We start from the raw sequence: 19,780 nt of genomic DNA, 5'->3' as shown, positions 1-19,780 counted from the left end.
GTGCGGCGTATTAAACGGGTTTTGCCCTTTTAAGTCAACTTTTTTTTCAAACTTCTGTTTGATTGAATACTTTTCAAACAAAGCTTTTTATTTCTTAACCGAATTGGCGGAGTTTTAAACAAAGTTATTTGCAATAACATTCGTTAAGTTAACCTCATTATCTGATGAAAACATCCGATATATCGCAAAAACGTAGAGAAAAAACCATCAGACAGTGGTAGGATTGGCGGTATATTAAGCTTAAGTTCGCTATAAGATCGTGTCGCGAAATATCGGAACATTTCATGCAAAATTCTTCATCAATAAAAATAGCGGGGCTACTGCCTCTGATACTTATGATTGCAGTCATCACTGGGGCTATTTGCGCTACAGCGGCCTATATGATGCCAAAAGCAACCATAGTCACGGCACCCAATATACAAAAACAAGCCGACGAACTCGCATTACCGCTTGCCAATATAATGATGAAAACAGGTTTTGGCCAAGCAAAGCAAATTTTACAAGCCATCAAAGAGGGCGCCCCCAATATAGATATCTATCTATATAGCTCAACTGGTATGGCTGAACCCTCTCTGATTTTTCAAACCAGCAATGTTCCCGTGGCCGCGATTTCACAGCAAAAGAAAATCGCCGAAGGTGGCACAATTACAATATATAAACCACTGAAATTAGATGGCCAAGCTATTGGCGAGTTAATTTTACGTCACCACTCAAACGCAGCAACGAAAAGCCCGCTAATAGGGTATATTCTGTTTGTATTGGCACTGATATGTGCTTTTATACTGGCTGTGGTGGCTAAAAAACGTATTGTCTCGCAACTTAATGGTGATACTAAGAAGCTAGAAGCCGAATTAAAGCTTGTCGTTGATAAACAAGACTACCGTGTACATTTAAATAGTGATTTAGGTTTCGGCCTCGAAAGTATTGCGTTTGCTATCAACAATGTTTTACATCAAGTGCAGTCGGTGATTGATAACAATCAAGAATCACAAAAAGAGCTAAAACAATTACAAACTAGCCTTGAAACAGAAGTTCAAGCTCGTACGCTTGCATTAGAAAAGGCCACGCTCAACGCTGAGCGTGCCAATGACGCAAAAACCACATTTTTAGCGACAATGAGCCACGAGATCAGAACACCAATGAATGGCGTAATTGGTACTATCGATCTGCTGCGTCAAACTGAATTAGATGGTGCACAGCACCGATTAACCACGATTATCCGTGATTCAGCGTTTTCTCTGCTAGGGATCTTAGATGACATTTTAGATTTCTCTAAAATTGAAGCCGGCAAACTCCAAATAGACAATAGCGTATTCTCTGTCTCAGAAACAATAGAAGAAGTGGCTCGCGTATTATCATCTGTCGCTAAAAAAAGAAAACTAGACTTGGAACTGGCTATCGCACCTGATATTCCCAATAATCTAGTTGGTGATACCGTCCGCGTCCGCCAAGTTTTGTATAACCTGTGCAGTAACGCAATTAAGTTCACCACCACTGAAGCTAACCGCCAAGGATTTGTCAAAATCAGCGTCGAAGTTGCGCAAAATACATCGGAACATTACACCTTGCGTTTTCGCGTAACGGATAATGGTAAAGGTATGACGCAAACTCAATTACGTGAAATATTTAACCCATTTATTCAGGCTGAAGGGTCTATCACCCGTGAATTTGGGGGCACAGGACTGGGGTTATCAATTTGTAAAAGTCTCATTGAATTAATGCTCGGTTCTATACAGGTAAACAGCGATATTGGTATGGGCAGTGAGTTTGTTGTTGAACTGCCATTTAGCACACAAGGTAAAGTGGAATACGCGCATAAGAGCAAACTTGAGCAACGCAGAGTTGTTGTTCTGACGAACAACAATGACAGGCGTAATATATTGTGTCGTTATTTATCTTTCATGGGCGCAAACACCGTTGCTCTGGGCTCAATGGACGAATTTGATGAGTTTCAATATCAAGAAAAGGTTATTTGGGTTTTAGATGGACTCGAAGGTATGGCTCCGGTCAACGATCAATTACGGTCTTTACTGTATTCATTGGAAAATAACAAACAGCAAGTTATTGTGCTTAGTACTATGGATGAAGCCGCAGTCAATCATCAAAATATTTTCTACCTTAATGCGGCGCCACTCTGTAAAAGCTCATTTATGACGTCAGTCATGGTTGCCGCAGGGCTCCATAAGCCTAAAGCATTGAAACCTTCAAAAAGTATGAATACTTACCTGAACGTCGACCAAGCACGTGCTGAAAACAAGTTAGTACTGTTGGTTGAAGATAATGTACTTAACCAACAAGTGTTAACAGACCAACTACATTTACTGGGTTATGGTGTCGAAGTTGCTGAAAACGGTGAAGAAGGTTTAGAAGTATGGCAAAAAGGTAACTTCCCGATTATTCTCACGGATTTACATATGCCAAAAATGTCAGGATATGACATGGTTACGCGGATCAGAGATATTGCTGAGCAAAGTGCTGATATCAATGCTCAGCCGTATATTATTGCTGTGACTGCTAATGCATTAAAAGGTGAGAGGGAGCGCTGCATTGCAACAGGCATGAATGACTATATTACCAAGCCAGTTGAATTAAATGTATTAGAGGCCACCCTATTGAAGTGGCAAGAAAAGCACGCAAAAGACTTGCCTACGCCAGCAGCTCAATCCACGTCGGTTGAAAATGAATCTGCGAGTGTGAATGCCGAGGATACCGTTGACATGTCGCAAGGTGACAATATTAACGAATTAGCGGCGCTTAGTGAAAGCGCTCCCCCGGTTAACTTAGAAACCTTAAATAAATACGTAAACCATGACGAAGCCAAACAGCTTAGATTTTTCCGAATGTATTTAGAACAAAGCAGCATGCTAACAAGAGAAGTCAATGGTGCAGTGATCTCTATGGATCAAAACAGTATTGTTGAAGCATGCCATCAACTTAAATCCATTTCAAACACCATTGGTGCTGAAAAGGTTGCCGAGACGGCAATCGAGTTTGAACGTCAATGTAAAGAAAATGACTTATCCGCGGATCAATTAATTGCGTTGCGGGACAGGCTTGACCACGACTACGCAGAGGCCACTGCATTTATTCAATCTCATTTACAGCAAGCTGCAATGAGTGAATAAACACGCTACCCAAGATAAACAAAAGGCGCTTAACCGCGCCTTTTCGTTCAAACCAAATTAACCCAACATATTGCAATAGCTGAATGGCTTAGAAATTCGACTAAATTTTGGTATATGCTCTGTCTATATGCGCAAGTATTAATACCGGAACACCTGATTTAATGCGTTATATTTTATTAAAATTGTACATGCACACATTCAGTTATTCATACCAAAGCATATAGAGTAGCTTTATCACCAGCGACACCATAACAAGCGGGAATATATATTTGCTATAACGCTGCATTTTATCTAAGTCCATCTTCTGTTGGTACCTCTCCAACAATGGCACCAATACCAACAAAGCAACAAATAAACCACCTAAGATAACGAATATGTTCATGGTAATGCTCACAAAAATATAATGAGCCTGTTATATCATAAATAGCAGGTACAAAAAAAGCGCAGCCTGAACTGCGCAGTCGGTTGGAGTCTTATTGTTTGTTTTGTTTCGCTTAGCCTACTAAAGCAAGTAAAATACCTGCGGCAACAGCGCTGCCCAATACACCCGCTACATTTGGGCCCATTGCGTGCATTAATAAAAAGTTATGTGGATTACTTTCAAGACCTACCTTATTAACGACTCTAGCAGCCATCGGGACCGCCGATACTCCAGCAGCGCCAACCAGTGGGTTTATCGGGTTGCTCGACAAACGATTCATTATTTTTGCCATATAAACACCCGATGCGGTACCAATAGAGAAAGCAAGTGCCCCCAGTAACAAAATACCTAAGGTCTCTACAGTCAAAAAGTGCTCTGCGGCAAGCTTTGAACCAACAGCCAAACCTAAGAATATGGTTGTTATGTTAATTAACTCATTTTGCGCTGTGTTACTCAATCTATCAACCACACCACACTCTCGCATTAAGTTTCCTAAACAAAACATACCAACAAGCGGTGTTGCCGACGGCAGAAATAAAATAGTGAGACTAAGTACCATTAATGGAAATAGTATTTTTTCTTTTTTCGACACAACTCTTAATTGTGGCATTGCAATAGAGCGCTCTTGCGGTGTAGTTAACAGACGCATAATTGGAGGCTGAATGATTGGTACCAATGCCATGTAAGAATAAGCCGCGACTGCAATGGCGCCTAGCAGTTCAGGGGCGAGTTTAGATGCTAAGAAAATAGCCGTTGGGCCATCAGCTCCCCCTATAATCGCAATCGCCGACGCATCCTTTAATGTAAATTCGAAACCGGGCACGTAATTTAGCGCAATCGCACCAAATAATGTCGCAAAAATACCAAACTGCGCAGCCGCGCCAAGCAACAGCATGCGCGGATTAGCAATCAACGCACTAAAATCAGTCATTGCGCCAACGCCCATAAATATCAGCAATGGAAACACGCCACTGTCGATACCAATATAATAAACGTAATATAATAAGCCCCCTGGTTCAGCAAGCCCAGCGACAGGGATGTTTGTTAAAATAGCACCAAAACCAATCGGTACTAATAGTAATGGCTCAAACCCTTTGGCTATTGCCAAATAGAGTAAACCGCACCCTACGGCCATCATTATCAGTGCTGGAATCGTAAAATTGGCAATGCCTGTGGCTTGCCATAAATTTAATAACCCGTCCATACCAACTCCTAAGCCAACGCTATCATGGCATCGCCAGTCGAGACCGAGTCACCTTCTGATACCAACACTTCAGAGATGGTCCCACTTGAGGTCGCTCTAACTTCCGTTTCCATTTTCATGGCTTCCATAATCAAGACAACATCACCTTGCTCAACTCGCTCCCCTGGACGCACTTTCAATTTAAAAATATTACCAGCCAGTGGTGCATTTAACGTCTCTGAAGAGCTTACCGATGCGGACTGTGGGATCAGCTCACTGTCTTTTACCTTAACTTCTTTTAGCTCTCCACCAGCCGCAACCACAACGTCATATACTTTGCCATCAACTTGCACACTATATCGCTCTGGACTCGCTTTGCTTGGCGTTGGCTTATTCTGTACTTTTGATTGACTTGACTCTACTAAGGTCGGCTTTGGTTCAAACACATCTGGGTTGTGCCTGTTTTTCAAGAACTTTAGGCCGACTTGAGGGAATAGCGCATAGGTTAATACGTCATCAATTTGTTCCGACGCAAGCTCAATCGCCTCATCTTTCGCTTTATCAAGTAATTCAGTATGTAAACTTGCTAGTTCTGGTTTGATAAGATCAGCAGGTCGGCATTGAATTTCCTCAGCACCATCGAGTACTTTCAACTGCAGTGCTTTATCAACTGGTGCAGGTGTTGAGCCATATTCACCTTTTAATACGCCCGCAGTTTCTTTCGTGATGGTTTTATAACGCTCACCCGTCAACACGTTGAGTACCGCTTGCGTCCCCACTATTTGCGACGTTGGTGTTACCAGAGGTAAATAACCTAAATCTTTTCTAACGTTAGGAATTTCCTTAAGTACATCATCCAACTTATCTGCTGCACCTTGTTCTTTGAGCTGGTTTTCCATGTTAGTTAACATACCACCAGGTACTTGTGCCAATAGGATACGACCATCAACGCCTTTTAAACTCCCTTCAAACGCAGCATATTTTTTGCGAATTTCACGAAAGTAACTTGCAATTTCTTCAAGTTCAGCCAAGTTTAATCCTGTATCTCGTGCCGTGCCTTCCGTAATAGCTGCAATCGTCTCAGTTGCACTGTGTCCATATGTCATACTCATCGAAGAGATCGCGGTATCTAACATATCAATACCCGCATCAATGGCCTTTTGATAAGTTGCAGTGCTTAACCCCGTGGTCGCATGGCACTGCATGGCAATTGGTACTGATACCGTACTTTTCAAACCAAGTATTAATTGTTCTGCATCATATGGCTTAAGTAATCCAGCCATATCTTTGATACATATTGAGTGACACCCCATAGCTTCGAGCTGTTTTGCTTGCTCTAGCCACATATCTAAGGTGTGTACCGGACTTACCGTATAAGAGATTGTCCCCTGGGCATGTGCACCCACTTTAATTGCGGCTTTAATAGCCGTTTCTAAGTTAGGAACATCATTCATTGCATCAAAAATACGAAAAACATCAACGCCATTTTTATGCGCTCGCTCAACAAACTTTTCAACAACATCATCGGCATAATGCCGATAGCCCAGTAAATTTTGACCTCGCAATAACATCTGTTGCTTTGTATTGGGCATCGCTTCTTTTAATGCACGAATGCGCTCCCATGGATCTTCTCCCAAATAACGAATACATGAATCAAAAGTGGCTCCTCCCCATGACTCAACCGACCAATAACCTGCTTTATCTAGTTTTTCGGCGATAGGCAGCATATCTTCTAAGCGCATACGTGTTGCCAGCAAAGATTGATGTGCATCTCGTAAAACGAGCTCTGTTAGCTTTAATTGTGACATGAAAGACCCCTATTATTGTTTTGTTCGGTATTGCGAGATTGCGGCACTTATTGCGGCAATATGAGCACTGGGCACCCCGTTTGATAACTGACGGTGTTTAGTCGGAACGATTGGAACTTCTGTGTCAGACTTGGCCAGTTTAGACAAATTCGTCACGGCCAAAATTAGAATAGATAAAAACACAAAGACTCCAATCATGCCTGTTAGCATCAAGCTGGCAGCCTCTATTAACAATGCGCCTATATCCATAACTCTCCCCTTTAGTCTTTCGACAAACACTATCTGCGTTAATAATCGTTTTTTGTAAATATTTATTCACCTATCATACCAAAACCCTCTCACAAGTAAATAACATTGTAAATTGGTAATACCAAGAAGGGGTACTGATAAATATCAATAACTTAAAAGAAAACCAAGTAAACTCTTGGTTCTAAAACACCATAAACATGAAAAATATTCAAAATAAAAGGAGGTAATATCTAAGTTATAACACCTAAATCACCTTGAAACTGTCACCATAAGAGTAAAACGAAATTGGTAATACCAAAAGAATGATTTATTAAAGTGCATGAATAACAACTCTATTCTTCTAATAGGCGCATCTAGCAAGGTTGGTGCGTGGTTCTTAGCAATGCGGTACAATGTGCTAAGCATTAGGAGCGTATATGTACACAGAAAGATTCGTATTAGATAAGCCGTATTTCCAAGAATGTTTTGATGAATCGATTCAGCTTGGCGATCATAATAAGCCCAAGTATTTTTTACTCGGGTTGCTCATCACTTTGGGACTGTTTAGTATTTACGGGCTAGAAAAGCACTATGTAGGAAATTTTCTCATTTTACTCGCTGTCGTAGAGTGCTTGGCATTTTACTACCGTCGACCGTGGTGGGTCGCACGTCAAATGTTGAGCCGAGCAAGTGGTAGCACAGTTGAACTGAATATTGACGAGACGCAAATTGAGGCCAAAAACCCGTATAAGCATTATCGGTTAACATGGCAAAACGTTGACTCTATTATTGAAACAAACAAAGGATTGGTGTTAAAAAGCAATCAGCGAATGCAATACCTATCTAATCACTCGATCAGCGAAGATACACGCGCATTTATTTTATCTCAAGCAAAAAAATAGCCACATATAAGTGGCTATTTTCACAAATTCTTATGTGCTGATCAGATATTGCCAGTCGTTGGATTAGACTTTTCAGCCTGAATACGCATGTAGATTTCTTCACGGTGAACTGAAACATCTTTAGGTGCATTTACACCAATACGCACTTGGTTACCCTTCACACCAAGTACAGTTACAGTAACTTCATCACCAATCATCAGCGTTTCTCCTACTCGACGAGTTAGTATTAGCATTCTCTTGCTCCTGTTATTCCAAAAATTAAAAGATTCCGCGTCTTTTTCATTTTAATGAAAAGTTACAGTAAAAGTAAGCAAAAATCGTCCTTACTCAGTACTTTCCGAGAAAAATGTAGCGTGTAACGTCCTTACAGCTAATTCTAGATATTTTTCTTCCACTAATACCGAGACTTTAATCTCAGAACTAGAAACTAATAGTGTTTTTATACCTTCTTGAGTTAAAGCACTAAAAAATTGATTGGTCATTTCACAATTTGATTTTATGCCCACCCCTACCGCAGAAACCTTAGCAACATTCGCGTTACTTTCAACGCTATGTGCTCGTATGTACCCTAAGTTTGACTGCAATATCTCAATCACCTGTAAGTGATCATTACTCTGCACTGTAAAAGCATAGTCTATTTTTCCACTATGTTGATGAGTTTGCGCGATCATATCTATTTCAATCTGCTGTTCAGCACACAATGCTTTGATCTCACCAAGACAGCTAAAACTTTGCTCGCATCCTAGCACCTTTATTTCCACTTCATTACGCGAAGCGGCAATGCCCGCTATACGACTATGCCCTATCGACTCTTCTTCATACGTAATGAGAGTACCAGTGTCAGGAGAAAAGCTAGATAGTACCCTCAGTGGCACTTTATACCTTCCAGCTGCTTCAACCGATCGAAGATGCAGAACCTTCGCGCCTAAACTTGCTAAAGCAAGCATTTCAGCACATGTAATATGCGTTAAACGCTTTGCCTTAGACTCAATACGCGGATCAGTTGTATATACGCCATCAACATCCGTAAAGATCTGACACTCATCAGCTTTTAATACCGCAGCGAGTTCAACCGCAGTTGTATCCGTTCCACCACGACCTAAAGTTGTAATATTACCTTCATAATCTCGACCTTGAAAACCCGTAATAATTGCGATGCGGTTATGTTCAAGCTCTTGCTGTAAACGTGCTGTTTGGATATGTTCGATACGAGCTTTACCAAAGTGGTTGGTAGTTCGGATCCCGACTTGATCAGCCAGTAGACTTATTGCAGAGTGGCCCCGTTTAATAATCGCCATAGCAAGCAACGCAACACTGACCTGCTCCCCTGTGGTCATTAGCACATCGAGTTCACGACTATTCGGGCGCGCATCGAGTTGTGTTGCCATTTCAATTAAACGGTTTGTTTCTCCTGACATGGCTGACAAAACAACAACAACTTGATGGCCTTGCTGAGTTGTTTTAACGACTAAATCGGCGACAGCTTCGATACGCTCTAGCGAACCAACCGAAGTGCCACCAAACTTTTGTACAAATAATGCCACCTGTTACTGCGTTTTCTCAGTAACCCAAGCATTAACACTTGCCAACGCAGCCTCAAGATTTTGCGGCTCTGAGCCTCCTGCCTGAGCCATATCTGGACGACCACCACCTTTTCCGCCAACCTGTGCTGCCATATGATTAACGAGCTCACCCGCTTTCACCTGAGCAATAAGGTCTTTGGTTACGCCAGCAATCAGACTCACTTTGTCGCCATTTGCTACACCCAGTGCAATCACACCTGAGCCCATCTTATTCTTTAAATCATCCACCATACCACGCAGTGCTTTTGACTCGGTACCGGCGACATTGGCAACCAATAGTTTAATTCCGTTAACGTCAACTGCAGAATCAAGTAATGATGCTCCCGCAGCACTTGCTAATTTATCATTAAGCTGGGATACCTGCTTTTCTAGACCTTTGGCTTTTTCTAGTAAGGCACTCACTTTCTCAAGCACATTCAGACTATCACCTTTTACTAACGCTGCTATGTCTGCTAACTGCTGTTCTTGTTGTGCAACATAAGCAATAGCATCTTCACCCGTTACGGCTTCAATACGACGAACACCTGCTGCAATACCTCCTTCAGAGACAATCTTAAACAGGCCTATATCACCTGCACGCTGAACATGTGTTCCGCCACATAGTTCAATAGAATATTCCCCAATAGAGACAACGCGCACTTCGTCATCATACTTTTCGCCGAACAAGGCCATAGCCCCTTTTTCTTTAGCCTCGTCAATGTCCATTAGCTGCGTATCAAGCGCAAAGTTACGACGTATTTCAGCATTAACAGCGTCTTCTAGTTCACGCAACTGCGCCTTAGTTACCCCTTCAAAATGGGAGAAATCAAAACGTAATTTATCAGGCATCACGAGTGAGCCTTTTTGAGCAACATGATCGCCCAATAGCTGACGAAGCGCTTCATGTAGAATGTGCGTACCTGTATGATTTTTCTTAATTCTATTGCGGCGCTCACTGTCAATTTGCGCATCAGCTTTATCATTAATGCCAATACGACCCTGTACTTTTCCGTGATGGGCAAATGCATTACCCAATTTGCGCGTATCAACGACCGAAAACTCACCACCAGACACAGTCAGGGTGCCTGAATCACCAACCTGACCACCTGATTCAGCATAAAAAGGCGTTCTATCCAAAACAACAATGCCCTCTTGTCCATCTTCAAGTACATTAACCGCGTGTCCTTCGAAAAATAGCTCAATAACTGTGCCCGTATAATGCTCCGCGTCGTAACCTTTAAAATCCGTTGATTTCTCTGATTTAAGTTGTTCGTTATAATCAGCGCCAAATTTACCTGCTTGCTGCGCTTTTTTACGTTGCACATCCATGCACTCTTGAAAGCCATGCTCATCAATCGTCATGAAGCGCTCTCGAGCAACATCAGCAGTTAAATCAGCAGGGAAACCATAAGTATCATAAAGTTTAAATACCAATTCACCAGGGATCACATCTCCTTTAATATCGGCCAAGCTTTCTTCCAATATAGCCAAACCTCTGTCGAGCGTTTTACCAAACTGTTCTTCTTCTATTCGTAATACTTTCTCAATAATTGCTTGTTGTTTTGCCAGTTCAGGATATGCTTCACCCATCTGCTCGACCAATGCAGCCACAAGTTTAAAGAAAAAAGCACCCGAAGCGCCTAACTTATTACCATGGCGCACAGCACGACGGATGATACGGCGCAGTACGTAACCTCGGCCTTCATTGGATGGCATAACCCCGTCAGAGACTAAAAATGCGCATGAACGAATATGGTCAGCAACAACACGTAACGATTTATCTTCTAAATCCTTCGCATTCGTTACTGATGCGGCAGCTTTTATTAGACCTTGGAATAAATCAATTTCATAGTTTGAGTGTACACCTTGCAAGATAGCTGCAATACGCTCAAGGCCCATCCCCGTATCAACCGATTGCTTTGGTAATGGCTCCATTGTGCCATCAGCATGACGGTTGTATTGCATGAATACAAGATTCCAGATCTCAATAAAACGATCGCCGTCTTCTTCAGGAGATCCTGGAGGGCCTCCCCAAATATGCTCACCATGATCGTAGAATATTTCTGAACATGGTCCACACGGGCCTGTATCACCCATAGACCAAAAATTATCATTCGTATCAATACGAATGATTTTGTCATCACTCAGTCCTATGTCTTTTGACCAAAACTCATACGCTTCTTCATCCGTATGGTAAACCGTGACAAGTAGCTTTTCTTTGGGCAATTTCACAACATCCGTTAAAAACTGCCATGCAAATGTAATCGCTTCTTGCTTAAAATAATCACCAAAACTGAAATTACCTAGCATTTCAAAGAAAGTATGATGGCGAGCGGTATAGCCTACATTTTCTAAATCATTATGCTTACCACCAGCACGTACGCAACGTTGAGAGCTTGTTGCGCGAGTGTAAGGGCGAGACTCGGCCCCTAAAAATACATCTTTAAACTGCACCATACCTGCATTGTTAAATAACAAAGTCGCATCATTACCTGGAATGAGCGAGCTTGACGGGACAATTTGGTGCTGTTGTGTGGCAAAGTAGTCTAAAAACGCTTGCCTGATCTGTGCGGTAGTCATGTGCTGCATGTGATTATTCACCCATTGTTGCTGCTTGCATTGCAAAATCTATTTCTTCATAGCTAAAGCCGCGATACATCATGTATCTGACTCGCTTTGCTTTGTCTTTATAATCAAGGTTAGGCGCAGTTACTGCGTACTTTTTTACATAAGCATCTTGCGCTAATTGAAACCAATCGACTTCGAGCGTCTCGATTAGTTGCAGTAATTGCGCGCGGTCAACCCCTTTATTCATCGCTTCAGCCAACACTCTTTTTTGGCCAAAACCTTTATTAATCTGTCTTCTTAAAAAGCTATCGCAATAGCGAGCTTCATCGATATAACCGAGCCGCTCACACCATACTAATAACTCTTCGACGTAGCTCTCTGGCGCCTCTTTGGCTCTGAGCTTTTTTATCAACTCTTTGTGAGAGTACTCTTGCCTAGCCAGTAACCACAATACATAGTTTTTTAGCTTTTGCTTACTAGTATCATCCATTTAAGCGTCAAACCGGCCCGTATCGTTACCATCTTGCTTCACTGTTTCCGCGCTCTCATCATGCTCACTTTGCACCTTAACAACCGGCATAAAAATCGCTTGGAAAGAAACAAAAAAGCTAATATATGAAATAGGAATAATCACCAATAAAGGGATCATGCTGAGTGGCATTGACGCCAATATTAACAAAGCAATCGCTAAGCCATATACCCCCAGCGGGGCCATGTTTTTATGAAATACCTTGAGCGATTGTGTAATCGCCGTAAAGATACGTGTTTCACCTTTAAAAAACACCAGCGGTAATGCATACGCAAATGCCATTAGATTAAAGCAATGTGCTATCGCAAACACCATAATATCAGACATAGAAATACTCGCGAGTAATGCATTTATTAACTCGTCTGGCTGTTGAGTTGATGACGCTTCTTGCATAATCGCAAATGCATCAGCAAATAAGAAATCCGCTAACAAGGTCAATAAAATAATCGCCCCCATTTGGTATAAACCTAAGCGAAACAGGTGTAATCGTCGCCCTTTTGCGGAAAAAGGCGCTAATATATCAGCAAGGTTAATGGTTTTACCTTGCTGCTTACTCAACACGGCCATATACATACCGGCAGTCAAAAACGGCGATGCAAAAGCCGCTAATAATTGCAGCAAAGGTGCCACAAGGGGCACAAGCGCCACAATAATGATGAAAATATACATGAAAACAAACGTCATGGGCTGAGTCTTAAAAATGCTCCAACCAGCCTTTAGCCACTGAATACCCATGGCTGCTTTAAATACTCTAAATTCTGATGACATAACGGCTCAAAGCTAATAAAAACACGGAGATTATACCCAAGAGGAACAAAATTGCGAGTTTATCAATCGATTCTGCTTCTCTAAAAAGCAAAAATGCGACAGAAGATGTCGCACTCTTAAACAAACTCGGATGTTACACTATTGTGGTTTTGAAATTTTCTTTATATCCAGCATATGTGCACCATGTTTTACCTTAGTCTCTAAATAACTCCGATTACCGACATTTCCCGATTTAACATGTGCCTGAGTTGCTACAACCTCGTCGACGGTAATACCGGCATCTCTCAGTGCATTGAGCTTATTTGGATTATTTGTCATTAATTTTACATGCGACAGCCCCATCGCTTTTAACATCAAAACCGCATCTGAGAAATCGCGTAAATCATCATCAAAACCTAAATGATTATTTGCCTCGTAAGTGTTCATCCCTTGTGATTGCAATACATACGCGTCAATTTTATTATACAGGCCAATTCCTCTGCCTTCTTGGCGTAAATATAGCAGGATCCCACCTTGTTTATGCATGGTCTCTATACATTCATTTAACTGCTCGCCACAGTCACACCGAGACGAATGAAATACGTCTCCGGTCAGACACTCAGAATGCATTCGAATAAGGGGTACTGATTGTTGCGATTCCGCTTCATTAAAAATTAAAGCAACGTGCTCTTGGCCATCTTGCAAACCACTAAAGGACACAATTTCCGCGGGAATATGACTATGCTGTCCCACATTCAGCTGAACTCTCGCTCTTACATCTGCCACGACTTCAGGACCTACTCAGTAAATTAAATGTGATATTATCACAATATTTATATGCAATAATATAGATATGGTGTTCAAATCAGAAAAAACAAGCTCGTTATATGTAAGCCCTATCGTACACGTGCAAAATTTTGCAATTAATCTGTCTAGATGATGGTTGACTATTAAATTACAAGCAACACCAGCTAATCTTAGATTAAGATGAGATACAGAACCACGCGCATCCTCGGAACGAACAATGAGACTACTGGTTGCCTTACTATCAATCCCTCACTTTATGGCTGACGGCTCAACTTTAAAGTTTGATGGTTTTACCAATATCAGTCTCAGTAGCAGTTCCTCTAAAACAGCGAAAGTCAGGCAACTTATTTCCCAACCTCATGGGGTATCGAACAGTAACATTGCTTTATATAACTCCTCACTTGGCGTGCAATTTGAGTGGCAGGCCTCATCTGCTTGGCAAATCGTTAGCCAGTTAGTCATAAAAGATCAAAAAAAATACGATATCAATACGCTGACACAACTGGTCTTCGTTCGCTATATGCCTAATGCCGACTGGACTATACGCCTCGGGCGCACCGGCCTTGATATATTCATGATGACTGAATATCGAGATATTGGCTATTCGTTTACACAAGAGCATTTACCAACTGAGTTTTATGCCATTATTCCCCACCAAAATATCGATGGCTTAGATTTACGCTATAAAACCCCAACTGAACTCGGGCTAACGAGTATACGGGCATTTATTGGCCGTTCTAAAGCATCTATCGTGAGCGATAATAACTTTTATTGGAACGCCGAATTAAAAGATATTGCTGGCCTGACTGTTGAGATAGAAAATAACAACTGGTTACTTAGAGCAAACTACACACAATCTAAATCTGGAAACGAAAATGCACAACAACAGATGTTAAAAGAGGCGATACAACACATTTCTCCACAAGTTTGGCCTAGCCAACCGCAACTATTGACATCATTAGATATCGTTGGGAAACGTTTCGACTACAGTGCCATTGGCTTTCGGTTCGATGATACTAACTGGATTGCTCAATCTGAATTATCTTATATAAATTCTAATTCGGAAGTACTAAACCACTTAAGAAGTTACTATATTAGTGTCGGAAAGCACATAGGCAACCATACTTTAATGGCTTCCTTCTCTCGCGCAAAATCTAATAATGAAACACCAGAAAAACCACTTATATCAACACCTGAACTGGATTTTATATACAATAATATTGTCCGTCACACCGATTTTTACTTAATTGATCAATACACTGTTTCTATGACTTGGAGGGTTGAATTAAGTGATGTATCAGCGTTAAAACTGCAATGGGATCATACAAATGTTGGGCGTCTCCCCTCTGCATTATATTTGCACAACCACACAACCACTCCCGATAATCAGTTTAATACCTTAGGCATTAGCCTGAACTGGGTATTCTGATGTTAAAAACAATTTCAGCGCTCACCATTTGTTTCGCATGTTCGTGTTTGGCTCAGCAAGATCTGGTTGTCATTGTGCACAAAGATAACCCCGTGAATAGCTTAACCCACAAAGCGGTTGTTGATATGTTCATGGGGAAATACTTAGCTTTTCCAAATGGAGTGATAGCACTGACCTGTGACTATAAAAAAGAGAGCCAAATTCGTTCTTCTTTTTTAAGTGCCATAACTGGACGCCCTATCAGCCAAATAAATGCATATTGGTCGCGCGTACGTTTTAGTGGTAAAGCGTCACCTCCACAGATATTCGACGATGTCGTGAGTATCCTCGATAAAGTCGCAAATACGTCAAATGCCATTGCCTATGTTCCAGCTCACACCGTGACACATAACGTAAAGGTGGTATATAAAATTGCTCAATAAACATAGTTTAATTACCAGACTGTTAATTATCGTTTCAGGTTCCGCTATGGTGTTCGCCTTGATCTATGCCAAGCTGCACTACAGCAACGTATTCGATACTGAAATGCAGCGCTCAAACAACACCATATTACAAATTGGTCAAACAGTGTCAGCCACAGCTTCTATCGCCGCGTATTTAGAAGACAAAGATCTCGCAAATGAAGTGCTAAACGGATTAGTTAGCAACGATGTTATTCTCGCTGCTCAACTCAATGGTCAGCAAAGTGTGCTTGCTAAAAGCATTCTATATAAAACAGAGTTACCAATTACATTTGTGTTAAGTAATCCCTTTATTATTGGTGAGCAAATTGGTGCCATTTACATAGAACCTAATACAATATTTATTGAACAAAGCGCACAAACACTTGCTTTATCAAGTGTACAAACCTTATTGGTTGTCATCTTGCCTATGCTCATCATCTTTGCCATACTTGTGTATGCTCTTATCACCCAACCTCTTAATTATTTGAGCTGTCAGCTTGCCAAAATAAGCCCGGGTAAAGGGCAACGAATTGTCATTCCCACCACACACAGACACAGCGAAATAGGGACTATTTCAGGTGATATAAATAAGTTACTGTCTCGAACCGAAACGCTCTTTCTGCAAGAGCGCAGTTTAAGAAAAGACATTGAACGATTTGAAAAACGCTTTCGGCTTATGTTTGAAAAGTCATCGTCCCCGACGCTACTGGTAAAAGACAAAGGCGACATTTTATTAATTAACGAAGCAGCACAAGATTTACTCGCTGGGCTAGGCATAGATTTAGAAGAGCGCTTTCCTCATGCCTTAGGCAAAGCCTGTAAAACGCCGGATATTCTATATACCTTTACCAGCAATAGCATTAACCAAAAACAAGTCATGCAGTCAGAATTTGAATTTAACAACCAGCTCACCTTAGAAACAGTGTGGCTCAATATTATTATCATAAATACCGAAAGTGATAATCAATCGTACTTACAAGTATTTATCAACGATATTACGATGAAAAAAGTCATGATCACGCAATTAAAACAAAAAGCGCAGTTTGATACATTAACTGGATTGAGTAACCGATACGGTGCAGAATTAATTTTACTTGAATGGTTAGACCAGCAGCGCCCATTTAGCTTAATGCTACTTGATTTAGATGAATTCAAACCCATCAATGATATTCATGGCCACAATGCTGGTGATTCAATGCTGCAACATGTGGCACAACAACTTCAGCTTAACGTGCGTACTGATGACTTGATCTGTCGTTGGGGTGGCGATGAATTCTTGATTGCATTAGCGAATATCACCGAACAAGAAACCAAAGACCTTGCAACCACACTCTCGAAGGTCATTACCACGCCAATGCAATATTATAAATCGGGACAAGAGCACACCCTTATTGTCAGCGCAAGTCTCGGAATTGCCCGTTACCCAGATCATGCAAACACACTTAAAACGCTGGTCGAGTGTGCCGATATCGCCATGTACACAATTAAAAGAACCAGCAAAAACAGTTTTGCTTTTTATCAGATATGACTTTGTAGAACACTCTAAAATTGCTTCAACAACACGGCATTATATTCCTTTATATCCACTGTAACATTGTATTGCTTGAGCAACGTGTCTAAATGCGCTTGCCAAGTCGCTAAATCATCCATCGTGATCAAGTTATCATCCAGCTCCCATAATTGCTTAGATGCGGTGTAACTAAACTGAATCGCAAGCATGGCATCAACATTGCCTTGCTCTGCAGCAGTCTTGAGCTTGGTCATTTTGCGTGTAACTTTATTCAGGGCTTGTTTTAAATCCCAAACATAAACCACTTCATACATGTACGAGTGACGCCTTACTTTTAATAACACCATTGCAATCATTAAACTGGTCACAATCACCCCCAGTAAATTCCAATGAAAGTGGCTCCCATCAGGGTCAGGGAATAATGCAATAAGGCACTGCGCAATTCCTAAACTTCCGCCTGTTAACGCCACGACACACGCACCAATAACATAGTTAAGGTGTTTACGATATCTTGCTTTATTTATCGCCTCTAACTGCATCTGCTTATCCTAAAAGTACACTGCTGCGGATTGTACTCGTAATCTCTAAACAAAAAAAATAAAAAATCACCCCTTTTTTGATCCAACTTCGTTATATGAAATAACTCACCTATAAAAGGAATATGCGATGTCTGCACTCACACACTTCCCAACCGCTTCAATCACCAAAGTATTGCTTTCGACAGCCGGAGCATTAGTGGTCACATTTGCTGCTTTTGTATTTATGGATAAGTTGATCAGCCAAGAGCAAATAAGAGTATCAACTACGCCTGAAGTGATCGATTTATCCTTTTTTGTAAACAAGCAAGATAGTGCACCGCAACCGATGCAGGAGTTACCTCGACCACCAACACTAAAACCACAGCCTCCGAAAGCTATCGAGCGTACATCTGTTACTGCTATTGATATCGGTTTGATATTTACCCCTACACTCTCGCTTGGACCAATAAAACACGCACCTTCAATATTGAGCCAACAAGATACGGGGGCAACAGCAATTGTTCGCTCAGAGCCAAAATACCCTATAGCCGCAGCCCGAGATGGCATTGAAGGATGGGTACAGCTCAACTTCACCATTTCATCTCATGGACAAGTAATCAATGCAACAGTAGTCAACGCAGAACCAAAGCGCATTTTTAATAAGGAAGCATTACGTGCCATAACACGTTGGAAGTACAGACCTAAAATAGTAAACGGACAAGCCATCGCGCAACCAAATCAAAATGTTGTGCTAGAGTTTAAATTAAATCAGTAACTTTATTGGGTAAATACCAAACGGTATTTACCCAATATCTGTGAGGAAAGCCTATGCTAATAGCCTTAAAATCATGGCTAAAATTAAATACCCGTGCTGATGACCCGCTCTATGAATACAAAAAAACGGGCCAAAGCTACTATATTGAGCAAGCCATTGATACCTATAGCTGTGATATATTCCACTTTATTCGCAGTCAAAGTAATCGTGTGTTAGCCGAGGATATCTGCCAAAAAACTTGGCTAACCGTCGTCGAAAAGCGTCACACATATAACCAACAGAATACGCCTAAAGCGTGGTTATTCTCCATTGCGCGCAATGCGTTAATTGATGAACTGCGAAAAACAAAAAGAATCGTACAATTAGATGATACAACGCTGATTGCAGCGCAGTCTGATAATTCACATATAGATACGCTATATCAAGCAATGACACAGTTGCCGTTTTTGCAGCGTGAAGCCTTAATGCTCCAGCTGGAAGGATTTTCATTGCAAGAAATTGCGCATATTACACATCAAAATCACGAAACCATCAAAACCCGTTTGCGATATGCCAAGCAACATTTAAAAGCAACCATGGAGCCTAACGATGGATAACCAAGAGCAATTTGAAAAAGTCCTAAAACAGGCATACAAAAAGTGTAAAGAGCCAGTAAATACGAGCCAACTTAATAAATACAAACAGGCCTGTGCAAAAAATGAAAAGTACATATCATGGCAGCGAGTACAGTGGCTTTTGGCTTGCTCTGGAGTAGTATTTTTATGCATTCAACTTTTTATAGCGACCCCCAGCGATAAGCATACAACCATCACTATGAAAAGTGCCACGCAGTATGACAATATAGAAATACATCGCGTACAGCAGGGTGAATATCAACGTGAAATTGTCACCCAAAAACAGCGGTTAGATTTACAGTTGAAACACAGTCAAATGATACGAAAAGCAACCATTTCCCATGGTGAGGTCATTGAACAACACGTAGATAGATGGCTCATCGCAGATTGTCAGAAAAGAACTTTGATAAGCCTTGAGCAAAGCTTATTAGCACAATTAGTTCCTAACTGGAAAACACAACCTTCCTTTGTCGGCCGTTATTTGGCTCTCAATCAAAACAGCGCAGGGCACATTATTGGCTTAAGTGGCATCGAAAGAGGGCAACAAATCTATAGTTGCCCATAATATATCAGTGCTTGATGTGCCATGATAAATAGAGCATAAAATTAGC

At 41.2% G+C, this 19,780-nt stretch carries 19 protein-coding genes; 8 read left to right on the top strand and 11 right to left on the bottom strand.

Annotated features, from left to right (window positions below; translation table 11 throughout):
• Positions 1-284 precede the first annotated feature (284 nt).
• On the top strand, positions 285-3,125 hold the full coding sequence (locus tag J8L97_RS19740) for an ATP-binding protein (protein ID WP_211052283.1): 2,841 nt from the start codon (positions 285-287) through the stop codon (positions 3,123-3,125).
• 202 nt (positions 3,126-3,327) lie between these two features.
• On the opposite strand, the gene J8L97_RS19735 is transcribed toward J8L97_RS19740, so the two are convergent.
• The 4 genes from J8L97_RS19735 to J8L97_RS19720 form a co-directional block, all read right to left on the bottom strand.
• Entirely contained in the window at positions 3,328-3,507 is a 180-nt protein-coding gene (locus J8L97_RS19735) for a hypothetical protein (protein WP_211052282.1), read from the bottom strand.
• Positions 3,508-3,619: 112 nt separating this feature from the next.
• Positions 3,620-4,750, bottom strand: coding sequence for a sodium ion-translocating decarboxylase subunit beta (locus J8L97_RS19730; protein WP_210995625.1), 1,131 nt, complete (start codon positions 4,748-4,750; stop codon positions 3,620-3,622).
• 8 nt (positions 4,751-4,758) lie between these two features.
• The gene (gene oadA / locus J8L97_RS19725) at positions 4,759-6,537 is read right to left on the bottom strand and encodes a sodium-extruding oxaloacetate decarboxylase subunit alpha (protein WP_211052281.1); all 1,779 of its coding nucleotides are present in this window, start codon (positions 6,535-6,537) and stop codon (positions 4,759-4,761) included.
• A 12-nt stretch (positions 6,538-6,549) separates the two neighbouring features.
• Positions 6,550-6,786 carry an OadG family transporter subunit gene (locus J8L97_RS19720; protein WP_192508714.1) on the bottom strand — a complete coding sequence of 79 codons (237 nt, stop codon included), beginning with the start codon at positions 6,784-6,786 and terminating at the stop codon, positions 6,550-6,552.
• A 416-nt stretch (positions 6,787-7,202) separates the two neighbouring features.
• Here J8L97_RS19720 and J8L97_RS19715 point away from each other — a divergent pair, with 416 nt between their 5' ends.
• Positions 7,203-7,667, top strand: coding sequence for a YcxB family protein (locus tag J8L97_RS19715; RefSeq protein ID WP_211052280.1), 465 nt, complete (start codon positions 7,203-7,205; stop codon positions 7,665-7,667).
• Positions 7,668-7,708: 41 nt separating this feature from the next.
• Here the strand turns inward: J8L97_RS19715 and csrA are convergent, their stop codons facing one another.
• The 6 genes from csrA to ribA all read right to left on the bottom strand — a co-directional run bounded on the left by csrA (position 7,709) and on the right by ribA (position 13,859).
• Positions 7,709-7,900, bottom strand: coding sequence for a carbon storage regulator CsrA (csrA, locus tag J8L97_RS19710; protein WP_010362895.1), 192 nt, complete (start codon positions 7,898-7,900; stop codon positions 7,709-7,711).
• A 90-nt stretch (positions 7,901-7,990) separates the two neighbouring features.
• Positions 7,991-9,211, bottom strand: a complete 1,221-nt coding sequence (locus J8L97_RS19705) for an aspartate kinase (RefSeq protein WP_211052279.1) — start codon at positions 9,209-9,211, stop codon at positions 7,991-7,993.
• Positions 9,212-9,214: 3 nt separating this feature from the next.
• Complete coding sequence (alaS, locus tag J8L97_RS19700; RefSeq protein WP_211052277.1) at positions 9,215-11,818, bottom strand: alanine--tRNA ligase; 2,604 nt, start codon at positions 11,816-11,818, stop codon at positions 9,215-9,217.
• Between the two features lie 4 nt (positions 11,819-11,822).
• Complete coding sequence (locus J8L97_RS19695; protein WP_211052275.1) at positions 11,823-12,287, bottom strand: regulatory protein RecX; 465 nt, start codon at positions 12,285-12,287, stop codon at positions 11,823-11,825.
• The gene (locus J8L97_RS19690) at positions 12,288-13,094 is read right to left on the bottom strand and encodes a BPSS1780 family membrane protein (protein WP_211052272.1); all 807 of its coding nucleotides are present in this window, start codon (positions 13,092-13,094) and stop codon (positions 12,288-12,290) included.
• A 138-nt stretch (positions 13,095-13,232) separates the two neighbouring features.
• On the bottom strand, positions 13,233-13,859 hold the full coding sequence (gene ribA, locus J8L97_RS19685; RefSeq protein WP_211052270.1) for a GTP cyclohydrolase II: 627 nt from the start codon (positions 13,857-13,859) through the stop codon (positions 13,233-13,235).
• 238 nt (positions 13,860-14,097) lie between these two features.
• On the opposite strand from ribA, the gene J8L97_RS19680 reads away from it, so the two are divergent.
• Genes J8L97_RS19680 through J8L97_RS19670 form a run of 3 tightly spaced genes read left to right on the top strand, consistent with a single transcriptional unit; the run spans position 14,098 to position 17,280 of the window.
• On the top strand, positions 14,098-15,309 hold the full coding sequence (locus J8L97_RS19680) for a hypothetical protein (RefSeq protein WP_211052268.1): 1,212 nt from the start codon (positions 14,098-14,100) through the stop codon (positions 15,307-15,309).
• Positions 15,309-15,731, top strand: coding sequence for a hypothetical protein (locus J8L97_RS19675; RefSeq protein WP_211052267.1), 423 nt, complete (start codon positions 15,309-15,311; stop codon positions 15,729-15,731). The genes J8L97_RS19680 and J8L97_RS19675 overlap by 1 nt, the downstream gene beginning before the upstream one ends.
• Before the next feature lie 46 nt (positions 15,732-15,777).
• Positions 15,778-17,280 carry a diguanylate cyclase domain-containing protein gene (locus J8L97_RS19670; protein ID WP_247670921.1) on the top strand — a complete coding sequence of 501 codons (1,503 nt, stop codon included), beginning with the start codon at positions 15,778-15,780 and terminating at the stop codon, positions 17,278-17,280.
• A 14-nt stretch (positions 17,281-17,294) separates the two neighbouring features.
• Here the strand turns inward: J8L97_RS19670 and J8L97_RS19665 are convergent, their stop codons facing one another.
• Positions 17,295-17,801, bottom strand: coding sequence for a DUF3087 domain-containing protein (locus J8L97_RS19665; RefSeq protein ID WP_211052266.1), 507 nt, complete (start codon positions 17,799-17,801; stop codon positions 17,295-17,297).
• A 127-nt stretch (positions 17,802-17,928) separates the two neighbouring features.
• Here J8L97_RS19665 and J8L97_RS19660 point away from each other — a divergent pair, with 127 nt between their 5' ends.
• From J8L97_RS19660 to J8L97_RS19650, 3 genes are read left to right on the top strand one after another with little or no spacing between them, the layout of a single operon-like run.
• Positions 17,929-18,555, top strand: a complete 627-nt coding sequence (locus J8L97_RS19660; RefSeq protein ID WP_211052265.1) for an energy transducer TonB — start codon at positions 17,929-17,931, stop codon at positions 18,553-18,555.
• A gap of 53 nt (positions 18,556-18,608) precedes the next feature.
• Positions 18,609-19,151, top strand: coding sequence for an RNA polymerase sigma factor (locus J8L97_RS19655; RefSeq protein WP_211052264.1), 543 nt, complete (start codon positions 18,609-18,611; stop codon positions 19,149-19,151).
• Positions 19,144-19,734 (top strand): hypothetical protein, encoded by a 591-nt coding sequence (locus tag J8L97_RS19650; RefSeq protein WP_211052263.1) that lies wholly within the window; start codon positions 19,144-19,146, stop codon positions 19,732-19,734. The genes J8L97_RS19655 and J8L97_RS19650 overlap by 8 nt, the downstream gene beginning before the upstream one ends.
• Positions 19,735-19,780 lie beyond the last annotated feature (46 nt).

Origin of the sequence: Pseudoalteromonas sp. MMG012 (genome assembly GCF_018100875.1) — a bacterium.
In the GTDB taxonomy this organism is placed as follows: domain Bacteria; phylum Pseudomonadota; class Gammaproteobacteria; order Enterobacterales; family Alteromonadaceae; genus Pseudoalteromonas; species Pseudoalteromonas aurantia.
This window is presented reverse-complemented; position numbering and strand designations above follow the sequence as displayed.

Excerpts from the sequence above, each read along its gene's own strand:
- J8L97_RS19675 (WP_211052267.1), top strand. The coding sequence starts at position 15,309 with ATGTTAAAAACAATTTCAGCGCTCACCATTTGTTTCGCATGTTCGTGT.
- J8L97_RS19650 (WP_211052263.1), top strand. The coding sequence starts at position 19,144 with ATGGATAACCAAGAGCAATTTGAAAAAGTCCTAAAACAGGCATACAAA.
- J8L97_RS19670 (WP_247670921.1), top strand. The coding sequence starts at position 15,778 with ATGGTGTTCGCCTTGATCTATGCCAAGCTGCACTACAGCAACGTATTC.
- J8L97_RS19660 (WP_211052265.1), top strand. The coding sequence starts at position 17,929 with ATGTCTGCACTCACACACTTCCCAACCGCTTCAATCACCAAAGTATTG.
- J8L97_RS19730 (WP_210995625.1), bottom strand. The coding sequence starts at position 4,750 with ATGGACGGGTTATTAAATTTATGGCAAGCCACAGGCATTGCCAATTTT.
- J8L97_RS19735 (WP_211052282.1), bottom strand. The coding sequence starts at position 3,507 with ATGAACATATTCGTTATCTTAGGTGGTTTATTTGTTGCTTTGTTGGTA.
- J8L97_RS19720 (WP_192508714.1), bottom strand. The coding sequence starts at position 6,786 with ATGGATATAGGCGCATTGTTAATAGAGGCTGCCAGCTTGATGCTAACA.
- J8L97_RS19655 (WP_211052264.1), top strand. The coding sequence starts at position 18,609 with ATGCTAATAGCCTTAAAATCATGGCTAAAATTAAATACCCGTGCTGAT.
- oadA (WP_211052281.1), bottom strand. The coding sequence starts at position 6,537 with ATGTCACAATTAAAGCTAACAGAGCTCGTTTTACGAGATGCACATCAA.
- csrA (WP_010362895.1), bottom strand. The coding sequence starts at position 7,900 with ATGCTAATACTAACTCGTCGAGTAGGAGAAACGCTGATGATTGGTGAT.
- J8L97_RS19695 (WP_211052275.1), bottom strand. The coding sequence starts at position 12,287 with ATGGATGATACTAGTAAGCAAAAGCTAAAAAACTATGTATTGTGGTTA.
- J8L97_RS19665 (WP_211052266.1), bottom strand. The coding sequence starts at position 17,801 with ATGCAGTTAGAGGCGATAAATAAAGCAAGATATCGTAAACACCTTAAC.
- J8L97_RS19740 (WP_211052283.1), top strand. The coding sequence starts at position 285 with ATGCAAAATTCTTCATCAATAAAAATAGCGGGGCTACTGCCTCTGATA.
- alaS (WP_211052277.1), bottom strand. The coding sequence starts at position 11,818 with ATGCAGCACATGACTACCGCACAGATCAGGCAAGCGTTTTTAGACTAC.
- J8L97_RS19690 (WP_211052272.1), bottom strand. The coding sequence starts at position 13,094 with ATGTCATCAGAATTTAGAGTATTTAAAGCAGCCATGGGTATTCAGTGG.
- J8L97_RS19715 (WP_211052280.1), top strand. The coding sequence starts at position 7,203 with ATGTACACAGAAAGATTCGTATTAGATAAGCCGTATTTCCAAGAATGT.
- J8L97_RS19680 (WP_211052268.1), top strand. The coding sequence starts at position 14,098 with ATGAGACTACTGGTTGCCTTACTATCAATCCCTCACTTTATGGCTGAC.